The organism is Rhizobium sp. N731 (assembly GCF_001664145.1).
GTDB classification, from domain to species: domain Bacteria; phylum Pseudomonadota; class Alphaproteobacteria; order Rhizobiales; family Rhizobiaceae; genus Rhizobium; species Rhizobium esperanzae.
The window spans coordinates 2,824,338-2,842,957 of sequence record NZ_CP013601.1; the positions used below are offsets into that span (position 1 = coordinate 2,824,338).

At 62.0% G+C, this 18,620-nt stretch carries 16 protein-coding genes; 4 read left to right on the top strand and 12 right to left on the bottom strand.

Annotated elements, in window-relative coordinates:
* Positions 1-122: 122 nt before the first annotated feature.
* The 5 genes from AMK02_RS13970 to AMK02_RS13990 are packed head-to-tail and all read right to left on the bottom strand — an operon-like array spanning position 123 to position 4,859.
* Positions 123-839, bottom strand: a complete 717-nt coding sequence (locus AMK02_RS13970) for an HAD-IA family hydrolase (protein ID WP_064803648.1) — start codon at positions 837-839, stop codon at positions 123-125.
* A 3-nt stretch (positions 840-842) separates the two neighbouring features.
* The gene (locus tag AMK02_RS13975; protein WP_064803650.1) at positions 843-1,571 is read right to left on the bottom strand and encodes a glycerophosphodiester phosphodiesterase family protein; all 729 of its coding nucleotides are present in this window, start codon (positions 1,569-1,571) and stop codon (positions 843-845) included.
* Between the two features lie 27 nt (positions 1,572-1,598).
* Positions 1,599-2,519 (bottom strand): ABC transporter permease subunit, encoded by a 921-nt coding sequence (locus AMK02_RS13980; RefSeq protein WP_064803652.1) that lies wholly within the window; start codon positions 2,517-2,519, stop codon positions 1,599-1,601.
* A gap of 2 nt (positions 2,520-2,521) precedes the next feature.
* Entirely contained in the window at positions 2,522-3,487 is a 966-nt protein-coding gene (locus AMK02_RS13985; RefSeq protein WP_064803654.1) for an ABC transporter permease subunit, read from the bottom strand.
* Positions 3,488-3,500: 13 nt separating this feature from the next.
* Entirely contained in the window at positions 3,501-4,859 is a 1,359-nt protein-coding gene (locus tag AMK02_RS13990; protein WP_064803656.1) for an extracellular solute-binding protein, read from the bottom strand.
* A 151-nt stretch (positions 4,860-5,010) separates the two neighbouring features.
* Here AMK02_RS13990 and AMK02_RS13995 point away from each other — a divergent pair, with 151 nt between their 5' ends.
* The gene (locus AMK02_RS13995; protein WP_064803658.1) at positions 5,011-6,045 is read left to right on the top strand and encodes a sn-glycerol-3-phosphate import ATP-binding protein UgpC; all 1,035 of its coding nucleotides are present in this window, start codon (positions 5,011-5,013) and stop codon (positions 6,043-6,045) included.
* Positions 6,046-6,127: 82 nt separating this feature from the next.
* Positions 6,128-7,132, top strand: a complete 1,005-nt coding sequence (locus tag AMK02_RS14000) for a sugar-binding transcriptional regulator (RefSeq protein ID WP_064803659.1) — start codon at positions 6,128-6,130, stop codon at positions 7,130-7,132.
* Positions 7,133-7,218: 86 nt separating this feature from the next.
* Here the strand turns inward: AMK02_RS14000 and AMK02_RS14005 are convergent, their stop codons facing one another.
* The 3 genes from AMK02_RS14005 to AMK02_RS14015 all read right to left on the bottom strand — a co-directional run bounded on the left by AMK02_RS14005 (position 7,219) and on the right by AMK02_RS14015 (position 10,969).
* Positions 7,219-8,901 carry a hypothetical protein gene (locus tag AMK02_RS14005; protein WP_064803661.1) on the bottom strand — a complete coding sequence of 561 codons (1,683 nt, stop codon included), beginning with the start codon at positions 8,899-8,901 and terminating at the stop codon, positions 7,219-7,221.
* Positions 8,901-9,959, bottom strand: a complete 1,059-nt coding sequence (locus AMK02_RS14010) for a glycosyltransferase family 2 protein (RefSeq protein WP_064803663.1) — start codon at positions 9,957-9,959, stop codon at positions 8,901-8,903. The genes AMK02_RS14005 and AMK02_RS14010 overlap by 1 nt, the downstream gene beginning before the upstream one ends.
* Positions 9,960-10,060: 101 nt before the next feature.
* Positions 10,061-10,969 (bottom strand): AraC family transcriptional regulator, encoded by a 909-nt coding sequence (locus tag AMK02_RS14015; RefSeq protein ID WP_064803665.1) that lies wholly within the window; start codon positions 10,967-10,969, stop codon positions 10,061-10,063.
* Positions 10,970-11,172: 203 nt separating this feature from the next.
* Between AMK02_RS14015 and AMK02_RS14020 the strand changes: the two genes are divergently transcribed.
* Positions 11,173-12,219 carry an NAD(P)-dependent alcohol dehydrogenase gene (locus AMK02_RS14020; protein ID WP_064803666.1) on the top strand — a complete coding sequence of 349 codons (1,047 nt, stop codon included), beginning with the start codon at positions 11,173-11,175 and terminating at the stop codon, positions 12,217-12,219.
* 379 nt (positions 12,220-12,598) lie between these two features.
* On the opposite strand, the gene AMK02_RS14025 is transcribed toward AMK02_RS14020, so the two are convergent.
* From AMK02_RS14025 to AMK02_RS14040, 4 genes are all read right to left on the bottom strand, one after another.
* On the bottom strand, positions 12,599-14,545 hold the full coding sequence (locus tag AMK02_RS14025; RefSeq protein WP_064803668.1) for an elongation factor G: 1,947 nt from the start codon (positions 14,543-14,545) through the stop codon (positions 12,599-12,601).
* Positions 14,546-14,890: 345 nt separating this feature from the next.
* Positions 14,891-16,156 carry an NAD(P)/FAD-dependent oxidoreductase gene (locus AMK02_RS14030; RefSeq protein WP_064806234.1) on the bottom strand — a complete coding sequence of 422 codons (1,266 nt, stop codon included), beginning with the start codon at positions 16,154-16,156 and terminating at the stop codon, positions 14,891-14,893.
* Between the two features lie 288 nt (positions 16,157-16,444).
* Positions 16,445-16,972 (bottom strand): BA14K family protein, encoded by a 528-nt coding sequence (locus AMK02_RS30155; protein WP_082929668.1) that lies wholly within the window; start codon positions 16,970-16,972, stop codon positions 16,445-16,447.
* A gap of 242 nt (positions 16,973-17,214) precedes the next feature.
* Positions 17,215-17,679, bottom strand: coding sequence for an Lrp/AsnC family transcriptional regulator (locus AMK02_RS14040; RefSeq protein ID WP_064803672.1), 465 nt, complete (start codon positions 17,677-17,679; stop codon positions 17,215-17,217).
* Positions 17,680-17,834: 155 nt separating this feature from the next.
* Between AMK02_RS14040 and AMK02_RS14045 the strand changes: the two genes are divergently transcribed.
* The gene (locus tag AMK02_RS14045) at positions 17,835-18,554 is read left to right on the top strand and encodes an aspartate/glutamate racemase family protein (protein WP_064803674.1); all 720 of its coding nucleotides are present in this window, start codon (positions 17,835-17,837) and stop codon (positions 18,552-18,554) included.
* The last annotated feature ends 66 nt before the right edge of the window (positions 18,555-18,620 follow it).

The following is an 18,620-nucleotide window of genomic DNA, read 5'->3' on the forward strand; positions in this document are numbered from 1 at the left end:
GCGGTCGAATTCAAAGTCTGTTGCCTGGAAAGATCCCCGCCTCCAGGGACGCTGACATTACGCGGTCACGGCAACATGGCAAGGAGGCTGGGCGCTGAACGCGCCCTCCGCCCGGCGCGCCATCACAGCCTCCCTCCGACATTTTCCAGAATGGCGGTGAGCTCCCCCGCGCCTGTCGCAACGGCCGCAGCTCCGGCGGCATCGAGCACGGCGCGGCGACCGGGCCTCGGGTCGGCCGGATCGACGAATCCGATGGCCGTCATGCCTGCGGCGATTGCCGCCGCCACACCATGAACGCTGTCGTCGATCATGACGCAGTTGGCCGGCCGGGCCCGAAAGCGCTCGGCGCAATGCAGAAGCAGATCGGGGGCCGGCTTCGGCCGAGAGACGAATTCGGCGCTGAAGACGTCTTCGCCGAAGGCGCTCCAGAGATCGAGTTTGCCCAGGCTGTTGCGTAGCCGCCGCATCGTGCTGTTCGACGCGACGCATTTCGGACGGTCGAGACTGTTGACGACCTCGGCAATGCCGGCAATGGGCGTCAGCGAGCGCGCGAATTCCTCGAAGAGATGAAGATGCCATTTCTCGAACAGCGCGGCGACGTCGATGATCTCGTATTCGCGCCGGCACATCTCGGCGATGATGCTTTCCGAATTGCCGGTGAATTTGACATGCGCCTCCGCCGCGCTGATCGCGATGCCGGCGCCTTGCAGCGTTTCCGCCAGCGTACGGCTGGCGATCGGCTCGCTGTCGATCAGCACGCCGTCGCAATCGAAGATCACGAGGTCGATGCTGTCCATGACGCCTCGGGTACCGGGATGATCGATGCGGTCATCGAGCACGCCTCACCTCCGCGCCTGCAGGGCGAGATCCGGCCGGTCCGTGGTGATCTGCCGGATCGGTTTGGCAAGCCAGTATTCGAGATCGCTCATCTCGTTCGGAACCCAGGCGCCGAGCCGGTCGAGCGGCACGAGCTTGGTGATCTCGTCCCACTTCGCCTGAAGCAGCGACTTCTCGACGGCGATGATATCCGAGTATTGCTTCATCAGGCTGAGGCCGCTCGCAAGGCCGAGACGCTCGGCCGACTTGGCGTCAAAGGACGACAGGGTGCGAATCCCGGGCGCGGCTTTGCGGATATCGGCAAGCACCTCGGGATGAAAGCTCGTCAGGATCGAGCGCTCCGTCAGACCAAACCGCTCGACGGCGGCGAATGCCTTGGCGGCCAGCCCCTCGTAGGGCGTGCCATCGGCATGCGTCTTCAGTTCGATATGAAGCTCGAGCGGCGTGTTCTTGAAGACGGCAAGCACATCTTCCAAGGTGGGGATCACCTCCCCGTCGCTATCCTTGAGGCTGACTTCGCGATGTTTTACCGGGCCGAGGTCGGCGACCGGCCCGCGCGCATCCGTCGTGCGTTCGAGCGTCGGATCGTGAATGACGAGCATTTCGCCCGAGCGCGTCAGGTGGATGTCGAACTCCACGCCATCGACCGGCATTTGCGCAAGGTTGCGGAAGCCCGAAAGACTGTTTTCAGGCCAGAGATTGCGGCCACCGCGGTGGCCGATGATATGCACCATCGTCTGAATATCCTTGAGATTTGCGTATTACTTTCCGGAGTCCACCAGCCCCTTGGTGAACCAGCGTTGCATGAAGAGAATGACGGCCGCGGGCGGCAGCATGACGAGCAGCGCAGCGCTCATCGCAATGTTCCAGGCAGGTGCCGAGTCCGAGACTGGAACGAGTTGCTTCAGCCCCAGGACCGCCGTTCCCATCTCCTTGTCGGTGGTGAAGAGCAGCGGCCACAAATATTGATTCCAGCCATAGAGAAACAGGATGATCGAGAGCGCCGCGATATTGGCGCTCGACAGCGGCAGCAGGATATCCTTGAAGAACTTCAAGGGGCCGGCGCCGTCGAGCTTGGCCGCCTCGCAAAGCTCGTCGGGAACGGTGAGGAAGAACTGCCGGAACAGGAAGGTTGCCGAGGCAGAGGCGATCAGCGGCAGGATCAGGCCGGCATAGCTGTTGACCATGTTCCATTTCAACGAGGCTTCGATGCTGTAGCCCGTCAGCCCTTCGACGACGCCGGAAAGGCCGATGATGCCGGCGAGCCAACGGACCGGCCCGGCGGCATCGGCGACCGCCTCATAGGTTGGGATGATGCGGACTTCGACCGGAAGCATCAGCGACACGAAGATCAGCCAGAACGCCGTCATCCGGAACGGGAAGCGGAAATAGGTGACGCCGAATGCGGCGATCAGCGAGATCGCCAACTTGCCGACGACGATGCCGGCGGTGACGATGATCGAATTCAGGAACAGCTGCGAGAACTCGCCCTGCTGCCAGGCGGCGGCTAGGTTTTCGAAGAAATGCGAGCCGGGCAAAACCGGAAACGGCGCCTGCTGCACCTCCTGCAAGGTGAGCGAGCCGGCGACGAAGGCGAAATAGAGCGGCAGGCAGACGAAGACCGCGCCGATCAGCAATATGGCGTGGCAGAAGATCGAAAGGCCGAGATGGCGTTCGGGCATGGCTACACCTGGTAATTGACCTTGCGCTCGAGCGCGCGGAATTGAACGATGGTGAAGAGGATGGCGATCAGCATCAAAAGCACCGATTGCGCGGCTGACGAGCCGAGGTCGAGCTGCACGAAACCATCCTGATAGACCTTGTAGACCAGGCTGTTCGTCGCCCCCGCCGGGCCGCCGCGGGTGACCGCGTCGATGATGCCGAAGGTTTCGAACAGGCCGTAGACGAAGTTCATCACCACGAGGAAGAAGATCGTCGGCGAGATCAGGGGAAGCGAAATGGTGAAGAAGCGCCGCACCGGTCTTGCGCCATCGAGCTTTGCCGCCTCCAGCAGCGAGGCAGGCACGGCCAGCAAGGCGGCGACGAGGAAGATGTAGTCGTAGCAGACATTCTTCCAGACCGAAGCGATCGTCACCAGAAGCTGCGCATCGAAAGGCCGCCGGTTCGGGTCCCATTCGAAGCCGAACCCATGCAGAAGCTGCGCGACCGGCCCCACCGCCGGATTGAACAGGAAGGCCCAGATGACGCCCGAGATTACAGGCGCGATCGCATAGGGAAGCAGGATGATGCTCTTGTAGATCCCCCTGCCCCTGATCACGAAATCGGTCGCGAAGGCAAAGAGACCGGCAAGCAGAAGCGTTGCGGCGTTCTGGGCAACGGTGAACCAGAGCGTGAACAGCGCGCTGCCGCGATATTCCGGGCTGGCGAAGAGATTGTAGAAATTCGTGAGCCCGACGAAAATCTGCGTGCCGCCGAAGGGATCGACCTGAACGAAGGCCAGCGATAGCGCCTTGTAGGACGGTATGAAAAAGAAGAACAGGAGGATCAGCAGTTGCGGCGCAACCAGGCCGAAGGCGAGCCACGGCTTGTTGAAGTGGGCGGACTTCAATCCGGCCTCCGACGGCTGCGCGACCGAGCGGCCCGTCGACAGAAGATCCGGGATGCGAAGGCGCCGGGCGGCGCCTTCCATCTTTCCCAAGGTTCTACTTTGCTGCATGAAGCTGCTCATACTGGCGAAGGATCTGGTTTCCGCGGGCCGCCGCGGCATCCAGCGCCTGCTGTGGTGTCTTCTGGCCGGTCCAGACACCCTGGATCTCTTCGACCAGAAGCGCCATCGCCTGATTGTGATTGCCGAAGCGGAAGCCGCGCGAGTTGTCGGTTGGGGTACCGCGTGTGAGCTGGAGAATGGCGATCTCGCGGGTCGGGTGGTCCTTGAAATAGCCCTCGGACTTGGCCTGCTCATAGGCGGCGTTGGTCACCGGCACATAGCCGGTCTGCTTGCTCCACCAGACCTGCGTCTTCGGTGAGGCAAGGAAGTTCAGGAAGGAGGCAGCACCGGCATATTCTTCCTCCGACTTGCCTTTCAGGACCCAAAGCGCGCCGCCGCCGATGGTGCTGTTCTTCGGCTCAATGCCTTCCTCATGCGGCAGGAAGGTCGCGCTCCAATTGAATTTCGCGCCGCTCTCGACGGCGGCATGCGCCGCGGTGGAGGCCACATAGGTCGAGCAGGTTCCGGAGGTGAACAGCTGGTCTGGCGAGAGCCCCTGCCCGGCGATCTGCAGGATGCCGGCGTCCATCCAAGTCTTCAAGCGCGTCACCTGACCGACCACCAACGGGCTCTTGTTGAAGATGAATTCGGTGTCGAGGCCGCCGAAGCCATTCGCCTTGGTGCCGTAAGGCTGGTCCTGGATCGCAGCATAGTTCTCGATCAGGCTCCAGTAGAAGTCGTTCGCAAGCGCCATCTGGCACTTCGAGACACCTTTCTCCTTGATAGTACGCAGCTGCTTGTCGAGCTCCTGCCAGGTCTCGCCCGGCTTGTCGAAGCCGGCTGCCTTGAAGTGATCGGCATTGTACCAGAAGATCGGCGTCGAGCTGTTGAAGGGCATCGCCGCCGGCTTGCCGTCGACCAGATAGAAACCGGCGACCGGCGCGACGAAATCATTCCAGTCGATCTTGTAGCCTTCCTTCTCCATCAGCTCCGGCGCCGGAATGATCGCGCCCGAATTGTACATGGTCAGAAAGCCGCGCTCGGCCGCCTGGATCAGCACGGGCTGCTGATGGACGCGATAGGCGGCCACCATTGCCGCCATGGTCTCTTCATAATTGCCTTTGCCGATGCCGACGACCTCGTATTTGTCCTGCGAGGCGTTGAAGTCCTTAATCAGCTGGTTGGTGATCTCGGCCAGGCGACCGCCTGCCGCATTCCACCATTCGATCTTGACACGATCGGCGGCGCTGGCGTGGCTTGCATTTGCCAATCCAAGCGTCACCAGGGCAGCGCCCGCCGCGAATGACCGGATCGTCCGCCCGATACGGGACCCTATCGAAGACATTGCCGTCATTTCGTTTTCCTCTCCATTGCCTTTGTTCGCCGACCGGTGCGTCGAGCGCCGGTCAACCCCTCCCAGAGTGGCGATAAAACAAGGTTGGGGTCACTTGTTACAAATGTCAATAGCATGTTACAAATGTATGACGACCCCGGAGGAAGGATGCATGGCGGCTATCGAACTGATCGATCTGAGGAAGAATTACGGACCGGTTCCCGCGGTAAAAGGGATCAATCTGACTGTCGCGGACGGCGAAATGATCGTGCTGGTCGGGCCTTCGGGATGCGGGAAATCGACCCTGCTGCGGATGATTGCCGGCCTCGAGGCGATAAGCTCCGGGCACCTCAGGATAGCAGGAAACGACGTCGGCCATGTCGATCCGGCCGACCGCAACATCGCCATGGTCTTCCAGAACTACGCGCTCTATCCGCATATGACCGTTCGCCAGAATCTCGAATACGGCCTCAAGAACCGCCGCGTGCCGCGCGGCGAGATCGACCGGCGGATCGCCAATGCCGCCGGCATTCTGGAGATCGGCGAGTTTCTCGACCGGCGCCCCCGCCAGCTCTCGGGCGGCCAGCGCCAGCGCGTCGCCATGGGCCGCGCCATCGTCCGCGATCCCGCCGCCTTCCTGTTCGACGAGCCCTTGTCCAATCTGGATGCGAAGCTTCGCGTGCAGATGCGCGTCGAAATCCGCAGGCTGCAGCGGCAGCTGAAGACGACGAGCCTCTACGTCACGCACGACCAGCTCGAAGCCATGACGCTGGCCGACCGGCTGGTCGTCATGAACGGCGGCAGGATCGAGCAGATCGGCACGCCGATCGAGGTCTATCGCCGCCCCGAAACCGTCTTCGTCGCCGGCTTCATTGGTTCTCCGCCGATGAACCTGATCGATCTCGATGAGTTCGGCCCCTGCGACCTCCCGCTGCCGAGAGATACGGATCTCATCGGCATCAGGCCGGGCGCGGTCGATCTCGGAGCCGGATCGGGGCACGATCTCCGGTTCGACGCTTATGTCGAATTGATCGAGACTGTCGGTGATGAGAACAACGTGCATCTGCGCGTCGACGGCAGCGATAAGCGTATCGTGGCGAGCGTCTTCACCGATCAGCACTTGCGGGAAGGCGAGCGTATGTCCTGTCATGTGCGACGGGATGATCTGCATCCCTTCAACAGAGCGACGGGGCGGCGAACCGATTGACCGGCTGACGGCAGCCCCCCGCGATTGACAAGCGCCGGGGATTTGAGATCCATGGCGTCGAAGCGGAGGCGCAGTTTATCGCATGTCACAGAACCGAAGTGCTTCTATCGCGCCCGTAGCGCTGCCCGACGAGCAGATGCAGGTGCGCGTGGTCTGGCTCTATTATATGGAGGGACGCACGCAGGGTGAAATCGCAGAAGCACTTTCGACCAACAGGCTTCGCGTCAACAAGATCATCGCCGAGGCGCGCCGATCTGGCCTTGTGACGATCACCCTCAATTCTCGACTGACGTCCTGTGTCGCCCTGGAGCAGCAACTGGCAGCGGAATTCTCTCTTAATCGAGCGATCATCGTACCGACACCGGAGGACGAGGAGCTCATTCCCGTCCTGCTCGGCCAGGCGGCCGCCGATTATCTCGTCCAGCTTCTGAACGGCGGCGGTATCCGCGGCGTCGGCGTCGGGTGGGGAGCGACGCTGCGCGAGATGGTGCGTCATATGCCTTCCCTCAGACGGCCTGATATCTGCGTCAATTCGGTCATGGGCGGGCTGACGCACGGCATCGAAATCAATACCTTTGACATTGCAAGCGATCTTGCCCGCCAGCTCAATGCCGAATGCTCCTATCTGGCTGCTCCGATCTATGCCGGCAGCCCGGAATCGCGGACGGCAATCGTCCGGCAGGATGTTTTTGAATCAGCCTTCCGACAGATCGAGACGAATGACGTCATCGTGCTCAGCATCGGCGACATGACGGAGCGTTCGCTGCTGATGCGCTACGGCTTGCCACGCAACATCAACATAGAGGAATTGCTCGCAGCCGGTGCCTGTGGTGACGTGCTCGGCCAGTTCGTCGATAAGATCGGGCGGCCGATCGACCATGCGATAAACAGGTGCGCGATCGCTCCCGAGCTGGAGGCCCTGCGCGTCATTCCCAATGTCGTCTTCGCGTCAGGCGGCCTGAACAAGGCGCAGGCGATCGCAGCCGTGCTGCTGTCCGGCCTGGGCAACGTGCTGATTTGCGACGAAGACACGGCACGACAGGCACAACAGCTTGCGCTCGAGCTCAGGACGACCGGCAGTTCGTAGAGCCGAACAGGCACGGCATCGGCAGCCTGGAGCGTAAATCCAAAAGCTTAGAGCCGTTCTGCAGTTCCGTGAAAAGCTGAACCGCTCTAAGACGCTCTGGCGCAACCGGCCGGGATCGAGAGAGGTTCCGCCGGCATTACCTTGTCGATCGCATAAAGCTGCGCGAAACCGGCATCCTCGATGAGCGTCAGTCCCGCCGGCATCAAGCTGCCGACATAACGGTCGGGGATATCGGCATTGGCAATGAGGATGAAATCGAAACGCCTGCGCCAATCCGACAAATAGGGCGTAAAATCCATATATTCCCGCATCATTGCCGGGCATGAAAGTACGGCGATCGACACCAGATTGCCCTCGGGAACTGCGATCTGGGACCATGGCGGCAGGACGGAAAGCGGCTGCTTGCCCTTTGCCGTGAAGAGCGTCGGCACGAAAGCATGCGAGAACGGCACGGCGAGCGTCGGCAAATGCCTGAAGGTATCCAATCCCCAGGCAAAGTGCCGATTGGAATGGGCAAGGCTGCTGGCGGTCTCCGGTTCATGCCCCAGAGGCAGCACGGCCGTGCCGGCGGGTATCTTTCTCAGCACAGCCTCGACAGCCGCGACATCTTTCTGCGCCAGCCACCAATTCCACCCGATCCAGCCGGCTCGGCCGAAGGCCGCAAGATTGATGACCAGCGCCAGCGACAGCGCCTGCCGGCGTGTCAAATTGGCAAACGGGCACACCATCGCCATGGCGACGAGCGCCGTCATGATCGGAAAGCGCCAGCTGATCCAGCCGGTGCCGAGAGCGTGTCGCGGCGAAATACAGGAAAGAAGCAACAATCCGCAGGCGGTAACGGCAAGCCCCGCATGCACCTGCATGTCGCCCGTACGTGCGGCCCGCGTGCAGATGAGGATCAGTGGCAGAAACAGCACGACGTCCACCAAGGGAACATAGGTCGTGATGGCGGAGACAAGGTTTATCAGGATCAGGATGACGCCATCGTTCCAGGCAAGCCCAAGGCCGCTCCCCCCGGCATCTGGTAAAGCAGCAGTGCGGAGGTACAACGCGAGCGGCGGTAGGGCGCAGGCACTGATCGCCAGCACCAATCGGCCGGTAAGCCTCGCCAAAGCGGCCTTTGATCGCAATATGTCGATGCGCGAGGAAAATTCGAGGCCGCAGACGATCGCTATATAGAAGCCCAGCGAGAAGATGTGCATCACCGTCAGCAGCAGTGCGGCGGCGAGCCGCCAGGCAAAAATCCAGACCGGATTTCCGCCCTGCAGCCGCAGATCGATGCACGAGAAGAACAAGGCCATGCCGAGGCCGATCTGAAAATTGATGAAGCCGCCGATCATCGTGGCGCACCAGCCGAACGACAGCATGGCGATCTGCCAATAGTGCCGGCCACCGAAGAGCAAGCGGTGCAGCCCGATCGCACCAAGCGGCGGCAACACGATCGCCAGAAAGAGCAATGCCCGCGCCAACCTGTCGGCGCCGACCAGCGGCCCCAGCCAGACGGCGAGAAGATCTATCCCGACATTGGTGAAGGTGCGGTTCCAATCGATCGCATAGATCTCAGGGAACGGCTGTTCGCCGATGCCGCCCGAAAGCAGCCAAATCCGGGCGTAGTGATTGGCGTAGTCGAGAACCGGCGGAAAGTGAAACAGGACGACCAATGCAGCCGCAAGCGCGACGAACACGGCGATCGCAATGGTGGAGTCCTGCCGGGCGATCAAATCCTCCGGCACGGCCGCGGCATGAACAGGCGCAGCAATTCGATTCATTATTTGATCCGGTTGCTCTTTTGCGGCCGCGGCAACTCTGCCGGCGCGAAGGCCGAATCCAGCGCGGCGCGCCGGTCGCCGGCGCTCATTTCAGAAAAAGTCGTCGGCAGTTCGGCCTGGTCGCCGCCCCGCAGGATCGTCTCGACCATGAACATCGGCCGCCTCTTGCTCTCCTGCACCAGACGGCCGAGATACTCGCCGATGATGCCGATGCAGATCAGCTGGATGGCGCTGAAGGCGCTGACAGCGGCCATGATCGACGACCAGCCGGTGACGGTCTCGCCCTGCAGCCAGCGAACGAAGGTATAGACGAGCAACGCCATCGCCACACCGGCGCTGATCATGCCGAGCCATGTGGCAATGCGCAGTGGCGTCGTTGAAAAGCTGGTGATCGCATCGAGGGCGAAATTGATCATTTTGCGCAGCGGATATTTCGTCGTTCCGGCAAAACGGGCGTCCCGCTCGTAAGGCAGAGCCACCTGCCGGCCGCCGATCCAGCTGACCATGCCGCGGATGAAACGATCACGCTCCGGCATCGCCAGAAGAATATCGACGACGCGCCGGCGCATCAGCCGGAAATCGCCTGTATCGCGCGGGATGCTTACAGAAGCGAACCTGGAGAGCGTGCGGTAGAAAAGCGAAGCGGAGGCGAGCTTGAACCAGGTTTCACCCTCGCGACGTGTGCGCTGACCGTAAACGACGTCGGCGCCGCGCTCCATGATCGGCATCATCATCAACAACAGCTCGGGCGGATCCTGAAGGTCGGCGTCGATCAGGAGCACGTGCTCGCCCCGTGACGCCGAAAGACCCGCCGTCGATGCCAGCTGGTGGCCGTGATTGCGCAGGAGGCGAACACCGAGCACCTGCGGCACCTTGGCTGCCAGATCCGAAATGAGTTCCCAGGTGCCATCCGATGAGCCGTCATCGACGAGAATGAGTTCGAAGGCGTCACCGGCGACGCTCTGAGCAGCGGCGGCGGCGCGGCGGCAGAATTCGCGCAGGCCTTCTTCCTCGTTGTGACAAGGCGCGACGATCGAAAGGAACGGTGTTTGCGTCATGCGGACGACGGTGCCTGCTTGATTGTTGGCGCCAGCCTAGCCGGGAAACGTCAAACATCCTTTAATGGCGGGCCGGCAGCAGCCGCCGAACGTCCCTAGCGCTATTCCGCCGCGATGATCTCGCGCACGCCGTCGACATCGCGGGCCGGCGAAGCGCCGTAAAGGCGGCTGTATTCGCGGCTGAACTGCGACGGGCTCTGATAGCCGACCCGGTGGCCGGCCGTGCCGGCATCGAGACGCTCGACGAGCATCAGCCGGCGCGCCTCGTGCAGGCGAAGCTGCTTTTGATATTGGACGGGCGTCATCGCCGTCACCGACTTGAAATGATGGTGGAAGGACGACACGCTCATATTGACGCGTTCGGCAAGGTTCTCGATGCGCAGCGGCCGCGCGAAATTCTCCTTCAGCCAGGCAACGGCGCGTGCGATCCGGTTGCTGTGGCTGTCAGCTGTGGCGATGTTGATCAGCCGCGCGCCGTGCGGCCCAGTCAGCACCCGGTAAAGGATTTCCTGCTCGATCAGCGGCGCCATGGCGGGAATGTCGCCTGGACGATCGAGCAAGCGCAGCAGGCGGACGGCGGCATCCATCAGCTCCGGCGGCGCGACGTTCACCACCATCCCGCGCTGCCCGTCGGTATGGGCAGCCGGCCGCGGAACGTCGATGCGGCTGAGCAACTCCAGCAGTTTCTCGGAATCGATTGCCAGCCCGAGACAGAGATGCGGCACCTCGGGGCTCGCTTCCGTGACCCGCCAGGCGACCGGCAGGTCGAGCGAGGTCAGGAGATAGTCGCCGGTCCCGTAGCTGATCTGCTCCGTGCCGAGCTGCAGGCTTTTCGCCCCCTGCAGCACGAAGGCGAAACACGGGCGGTAGCTGCTGTGTAAGGGATCGCTCGGTTTGGAGCGGCGGCTGACATGAAGATTGCCGATGGCAGTCGCGAACTCACCGTCGCCAGGTGCAAATCGCATCGCGATGTCGACGATTTCCTGATAGGGGCTGAAGGGCAAGGTCATGCGGCAACTCTTTCTGTCGATTGTCCGACGCCGTCTATACCGCTCTATCTAGAGTGCCTTGGCCGTTTCGCAAACAGATAGGCGCCTCACTTTTGCAGGATCGTGCAAAAAGCTGAGAGGATCGCTCTAACCCTCTCCCGCCGTTCCGGGCAATAGTCCGCCATCCCGCTCAACCCCTCCCATAAACGAAAAGGAAGGTTCCCATGCCTATTGCAAGAGGCTACGCCGCCACCGACGCTTCCAAGCCGCTGACCCCTTTCACCTTCGAGCGCCGCAACCCCAACCCGGATGACGTCGTCATCGACATCAAGTTTGCCGGTATCTGCCATTCGGACATCCACACCGTCCGCAACGAATGGAAGAACGCCGTTTATCCGATCGTGCCCGGCCATGAGATCGCCGGCATCGTCTCGGCCGTCGGTTCGGCCGTCACCAAGTTCAGGGTCGGCGACCGCGTCGGCGTCGGCTGCTTCGTCGATTCCTGCATCGGCTGCGCCGAGCGCGACCTCGACCGCGAACAGTACATGCCGGGTCTCAGCGGCACCTACAATGACTTCGAAGCCGACGGCAAGACGAGGACGCAGGGCGGCTATTCCGACTCGATCGTCGTCAAGGAAGGCTATGTCATGTCCATTCCCGACAACCTGCCGCTCGATGCCTCCGCGCCGCTGCTCTGCGCCGGCATCACGCTCTATTCGCCGCTGCGCCACTGGAATGCCGGCCCCGGCAAGAAGGTCGCGATCGTCGGCATGGGCGGCCTCGGCCACATGGGCGTCAAGCTGGGCTCGGCCATGGGCGCCGATATCACCGTTCTCTCCCAGAGCCTTTCCAAGAAGGAAGACGGTCTGAAGCTCGGCGCCAGGGAATATTACGCCACCAACGACCCGGAAACCTTCACCAAGCTCGCCGGCACGTTCGATCTCATCATCTGCACCGTCAGCGCCGAGATCGACTGGAACACCTATCTCGGCCTCCTGAAGGTGGATGGTTCCTTCGTGGTGGTCGGCGTTCCCGAGAACCCGATCCCGGTTCACGCCTTCTCGCTGGTCCCCGGCCGCAAGAGCATCTCCGGCTCCATGATCGGCTCGATCAAGGAAACCCAGGAAATGCTGGATTTCTGCGGCAAGAACAACATCGTCTCCGAGATCGAGAGAATCAACATCGACCAGGTCAACGAAGCCTATGAACGCGTCCTGAAGAGCGACGTCCGCTACCGCTTCGTCATCGACATCGCCTCGCTGGCGGCCTGAGGATAATGGAAGGCGGCTCGAAAGGGCCGCCTTTTTTTTGCGGCAAACTCCACCGCCCTCATGCTGAGGTGCGCAGCCCGTAAGGCGGAGCCTCGAAGCATCGCCCGAAAGCGCCGCTCCCGCCCGCCACCGCGGAGCACCCGCCCGTAGCTGGATTCGGACCGGCACGCCGTGTGCCCCCTCTGCCCTGCCGGGCATCTCCCCCACAGGTGGGGAGATCGGCTGCGTGCGATGGCTTCCTCAAACAACCGACCGTCATATGAACCGCCAGTTTAGGGCGAAGCATGGCTTCTTGCCGATCTCCCCCTTGTGGGGGAAATGCCCGGCAGGGCAGAGGGGGGCACACGGCGTGCCCCATCCCATGACCAAAATGCGCCTCTCATACACTCCCTCGCAACCGCAGCAGATACTCCACCCCGTTAAACGGATCGGGTCCCGAACGCCGGCGTAGGCGCGGAGGCCCGGCCATCGGCGCATAGTGATCGAAAGCGGTTTCCATCGTCCCTGCCCCGCTCGTCAGCCCCGGCAATTGCTGCTGGACGCTCCGCACCATCTGAGACGCCATGGTGCCTTCGAGCCGGGCGACGCTATCGGCGATCACCGAATCCGTCGTCATCGCGGCTGATCTCGCAAGCAAGGTCAGTACACCGCTTAGACTTTCCGCCGGCGCTTCGAGATGAAAGCGGTCGACCGGCTCGCAGAACACGGTCTGCGCAGCCGATAGCGCCGTGGCCAGCACCCAGGGCGTCAACTGCCGGAAATCGGCGGCAGTGCTTGCCGGCGAACTGTGCCGGGCCGCCGTCATCGCCACATGGCAATCGATGACCTGCCAGCCGAAAATTCCCTGCTTCAGCGTCTCGAACACGGTTTCCTCGACCGCCCGGTAAAAGGCGACCGGCATCTGGCCGACATCCACTTCGAGCGCAAAGCTGTTGCCCGCCCCGGCAGGACGCGGCTCGACGCGCAGCCCGACGGTCGCGAGAAACGGATTGGGCTCCTTGAAGACGATCTGCAGGCCGGTCCCGATTCCCACAGGCCTCTCGGCCAGGATGACCATGCTTTCCTCGAAGCTGGCATCGAGACTGAAATCCGTGAGCAGCGTCGATTGGATCACTTCCTTCTGCACCTCGCCATAGAGCGAGACGAACACCTCGTCCGTCTCTTCGTTGCGGCGCAGATTGATCAACGGGTCCTGTTCGGCCATCTGGTTCAGCGCCAGCCAGAGCGCCGCCTTGTCGGACGGGCGGCGGGCAAGCACGCGGGTTTCGAGTGTCGGCGGCGCAAAGTGAGCCTGCCCACCGGGAAACCGATCGACTCCCACTGCGTCACCGATCCGCGCGCCGGCGAGACCGCTGACGCGCGCGATCTGCCCGGCGCGGAGGCTCTCGGCGCCATGGATCCGGCCATCCTCGAACAGCTGAATCGCGGTTACGCGTTCGGGGCCTTTCGGCAGGTTCAGATTTTGCCGGAGCCATACCGTGCCCGAGGTCAGGGAGAGATAACACAGCTTTTCTCCGCCCCAGCCGCGCTCGATCTTAAAGATTTTGCCGGCGACCGGACCATCCGCGTCGGGGCGCCGCTCGGGCAGGATCGTCGCAATGGCCGATGCCAGGTCTGATATGCCGACACCGATCATCGCAGCACCCGCGAAGACGGGATGCACGAGGCCGCGCGCCACCTGATCGGCCAGAGAGCGCCCAAGCCTTTCATTTGTCAGCCGATCGGGAGCGAGCACATAGTCATCGAGCAGCGCCTCGTCATTTTCCCCAAGCGCCTCGCAGAGCGCCGAGAAAAGCGGCTCATCTCTCGGAGCGAGCGCCTCCACCCGGGCAAGCTTGCTGCCGGCATCGATAACGGTGGACATGGCGATCGGCCGGACGAAAAGCTGCGCGGCAAGCGCCTCCATCACCTCCTGATAGCGGGCGCCGAGGCGATCGACCTTGTTGACGAAGAAGACGAAGGGCACGCCGAGCCGCCGCAGCGCCCGCACCAGAACGCGCGTCTGCGCCTGCACACCTTCGACCGCCGAAACGACGACGACCGCGGCATCCAGCAATCCCAGCACCCGCTCGACCTCGGCGATGAAATCGGGGTGGCCGGGCGTATCGATCAGATTGACGATCCTGTCGCCGATCGCAAACGACACCACCGCGGCCCGGATCGTGATGCCGCGCTGCCGCTCGAGTTCGAGATTGTCCGTCTGTGTATCGCCGGTATCGACGCTGCCGAGCCTGTCGATGACGCCGGCGTTGAAAAGCAGTCTTTCGGTAAGGCTAGTCTTGCCTGCATCCACATGGGCGAGGATGCCCAGATTCAAAGTGCGCATGAACCACCAACTTCTCAGAAATTCGGATGTGATTTTCGTGAGAAGTGACTCGGCGCATTGGAACCTCTGTCCGTTGTTACGGCTGGACGCGTGACCTCCCGGTGGTGGGGAGACGCGGGTCGGATGCTAAGGGTGGGCGGGGAGATGTGTCAAGCTTGAACGCGTCCTGATTCAAGGCTTCAGCGGGCGACGTGTGCGCCTCCGGACGCTACGATCAGCCCTCATGGTGAGGAGGCCAGCAGGGCCGTCTCGAACCACGAGGGCGGGTGGTGCGCTGATATTGCTGGGTGAAACGAAGGTGGCCGGCCTCGTCCTTCGAGGCCCCCGGACAGGCAACGCAGCAGCCTACCCCTCCTCCCGCATCGTGTCGCGCTGCGTGATCAGCCGGGCGCTGTGCTGGCCGCTGAGATAAATCCACAGCCAGCTCCAGGCGACGGAGAAGCGCGAGCGGGTGCCGATCAGGAAGTAGATATGGGCGATGCCCCAGATCCACCAGGCGATCCAGCCTTTGAGCTTGATCCGGCCGAAATCGATGATTGCCGCACTCTTGCCGATCGTCGCGAGGCTCCCCTGGTGCCAATATTTGAAGGGCGCCGGCGTCGGCTTGCCCGACAGACGCGCGCGGATGACCTTGGCGACGTAGCCGCCCTGCTGCTTGGCGGCGGGTGCGATGCCCGGCACCGGCTTACCGTTCTCGCGCATCACGGAAGCCGTGTCGCCGATGACGAAGACATCGGGCAGGCCGGGCGCGCTCAGATCCTTTTCGACGACCACACGCCCCGCCCGGTCGGCCGGCACGTCAAGCCAGCGGGCGGCCGGCGAAGCCGTGACGCCGGCGGCCCAGACGATCGTCCGGCTCGGGACGAAGGTCTCGCCGATCTGCACGCCGTCGGCGCCGCACTCCGTCACCGGCTTGCCGAGGAGGACCTCGACCCCGAGTTTCTCCAGCGCCTTTTGCGCATAGGCCGAAAGCTCCTCGGCGAAGGTCGGCAGCACCCGCGGGCCGGCCTCGACCAGCACGACGCGGGTCTTGCGCGTATCGATGTTGCGGAATTCGTTTGGCAGGGTGAAATGCGCGAGCTCGGCGATGATGCCGGCAAGCTCGACGCCGGTCGGCCCGGCGCCGACGATGGTGAAGGTCAGCAGCGCATCGCGCACGGCGGGATCGGCCTCCATCTCCGCCTTCTCGAAGGCAAGCAGCACCCGTCGGCGGATCGTCGTCGCATCCTCCAACGTCTTCAGGCCGGGCGCCACCGGCTCCCATTCGTCACGGCCGAAATAGGCATGCGTCGCCCCTGTCGCCAGCACCAGCGTGTCGTAACCCAGAGTCATGCCGTTGCGTAACGAAACCGTCTTCGCGCCGCTGTCGACATCGGTGACCTCGCCGAGCAGCACCGTCACGTCGGGCCGGTCGGCATAGAGGCGGCGGATCGGCCAGGCGATTTCCGAAGTGGAGAGAATGGTGGTCGCCACCTGATAAAGCAGCGGCTGGAAGAGATGATGGTTGCGCCGGTCGACGAGCGTGATCTTCACGCCTGCGCCCTTCAATCCGTTGACGAGCTGCAGCCCGCCGAAACCGCCGCCGACAACGACGACGTGATGATCGCTCATGCCCTGCCCCTTCTGCGCCATTTTGCTGAAAGCCAATGTGGGCTTCGGCGCAAAGGTTGCAACTGCCGTTTTGGAATGCCTCCCCTGCACCGATCGCAGTCGACAGAGCGTGTCGCGCAAAACTACGGCTGCAGCCCAAGCCTGCGAAGCTTGCGGAGCCGAAATCACGCAAAGTTATTACTGCCCAGACTGGGCTTCTGCTGACGTTCGATACAGACAAGCCGTCCGAACAAATCATGACATCGGCCGGCCTGGAACCAGTTCACAGCGCCGATGCGCAAGTGCCAATCAATAGGGACTGATGCACTGGCGACGGGGTCCATAATAGGGCTGGAAGGTATTATCGAAAGCCCTATACGAACGATAACGCGCGTAGCACCAGCTCACATGGCTGCCGCCCCGCCCGTAATAGACGGTCGATGCGTAGTTCCGATAGGGCGGAGCATAATACCGGCCATAGTAGCGGTAGGGCGGCCCATAATATCGGTAAGGCGAGCCATAATACCGGTAAGGCGAGCCGTAATAGCGGTAGGGTGAGTCGTAATAGCCGTAAGGCGACCCGTAATAGCGGTAAGGCGAGCCGTAATAGGGCTGTGACAATGCGCTGCCAATGATGGTGCCGACGGCTAGACCGCCTAAGGCCCAGCCCAAGTTATCTCGTCGATGATGTCCGCCTCGGCCACGCCATCGTACTTGCTCTATCTGCTGCTGCTGTGCCTCGATCTTGGGTGGGTTCATAGCCGGAAACGCCTGAGCGGGCGTGATGCCAGGGGCACCTATGATCAAGCATAACGCGGCGACGGTTAGCTTTCTCATGACTGTTCTCCTCTATCCTCCAACTGGAGGAAATATCCTCCCCTCCTCCTGAACTAAAGGTGAACGCAATATGTCGAAAAACGTTCCGTAGCGAGACAAATGAATCGCTATCGCCGGCGCTGGAGATTATCGGCTGCGCGTGCAATCGTGTTGGGCGCCCGGATCGGAGAAGTTTTCCCCCAGCATGAAAAAGCGACGAATATCTCCGTCGTTCATACTGCCATGCCTCGGCACATGACTGTTCATCGGACGTAACCCACGGGTATCGCCATTCCATGCTTCAACTCTTCCATCGAGATCGAAGCCGAGACGTCGAAGAGTTCCAGCTTGCGCACGATCTGCTTGTAGATGACATCGTAATGCTCGACGCGCGGCAGCACGATCTTCAGGATGTAATCGTGGTTGCCGGTCAACCGGTGCGCCTCGACGATCTCGGGAATATCGCTGATGATCCTGCGAAAACTCTCCGTCCACTCGTCCGAATGATGGGCCGTCTTGACCAGCGCGAAAACCGTCGTCGGCACGCCCATCCTTTCGCGGTCGAGAACGACGATGCGCCTGGCGATATAGCCGGTCTCCTCCAGTCGCTGGATGCGCCGCGAACAGGCCGAGACCGAAAGCGCCACACGTTCGGCCAGATCGGTCACGGATATGCCAGCATCCTTCTGCAGCATGTCGAGAATACGTCTGTCGCGATCGTCCAGCATGTGCGTGAAGTCAACTCTGCGCCTTGAACTTGCGCAATCTTATCACACCACGCAAAATAGTGGCACAAATTTCGCGCGAAGAACAAATAACGCAAACATGCCGCGCCGGAAATACGGCATGATTTTCGAAACTCGAAGCATGGGAGCATAAAGAGATGGAAACGATCGGCCTGATCGGCGGCATGAGTTTCGAAAGTTCGGCGGTCTATTATCGTCTTGTCAACGAGATGGTGCGCGCCCGCAAGGGCGGCCTCGCCTCGGCCGACCTCATCCTGCACTCGGTCAATTTCGAAGAGATCGTCGCTCTTCAGAAGGCCGGCGACTGGGCTGGCGCCGCCCGCCGCCTCGGCGATGTTGCCGAACGCCTTCAGGCTGGCGGCGCCGGCTGCGTCCTCATCTGCACCAACACCATGCACCTGATCGCCGAGGAGGTCGCGGCAAGGATTTCCGTGCCGCTGATCCACATCATCGACGAGACGGCGAAATCGCTGCATGCCGCCGGCCGCAAGCGCCCGCTGCTGCTCGCCACCCGCTACACGATGGAGCACCGCTTCTACGCCGACCGCATGAAGAACCTCGGCCTCGACATCATGGTGCCCAACGCCGCCGACCGTACCACCGTGCACGACATCATTTTCAACGAGCTCTGCGCCGGCCGGGTGCACGACCGCTCGCGTGAGAAACTGATCGATATCATCGACCGCGCCATGGAAAACGGCGCCGACAGCATTATCCTCGGCTGCACCGAGATCTGCCTGATCCTCGATCCCGATCGCCTGCCGATGCAGGGCTTCGACACGACGGCGATCCATGCCCGGGCGGCGGTGGAATTCGCTCTAGGCGCCGAGGAAGAGGCGGAAGAGGAAGCCGCGTAACGCAGCCGACAATTTAGTTGACTCAGTCAACCAAATGCATGACAAAGGTCTTCATACGGAGACTTT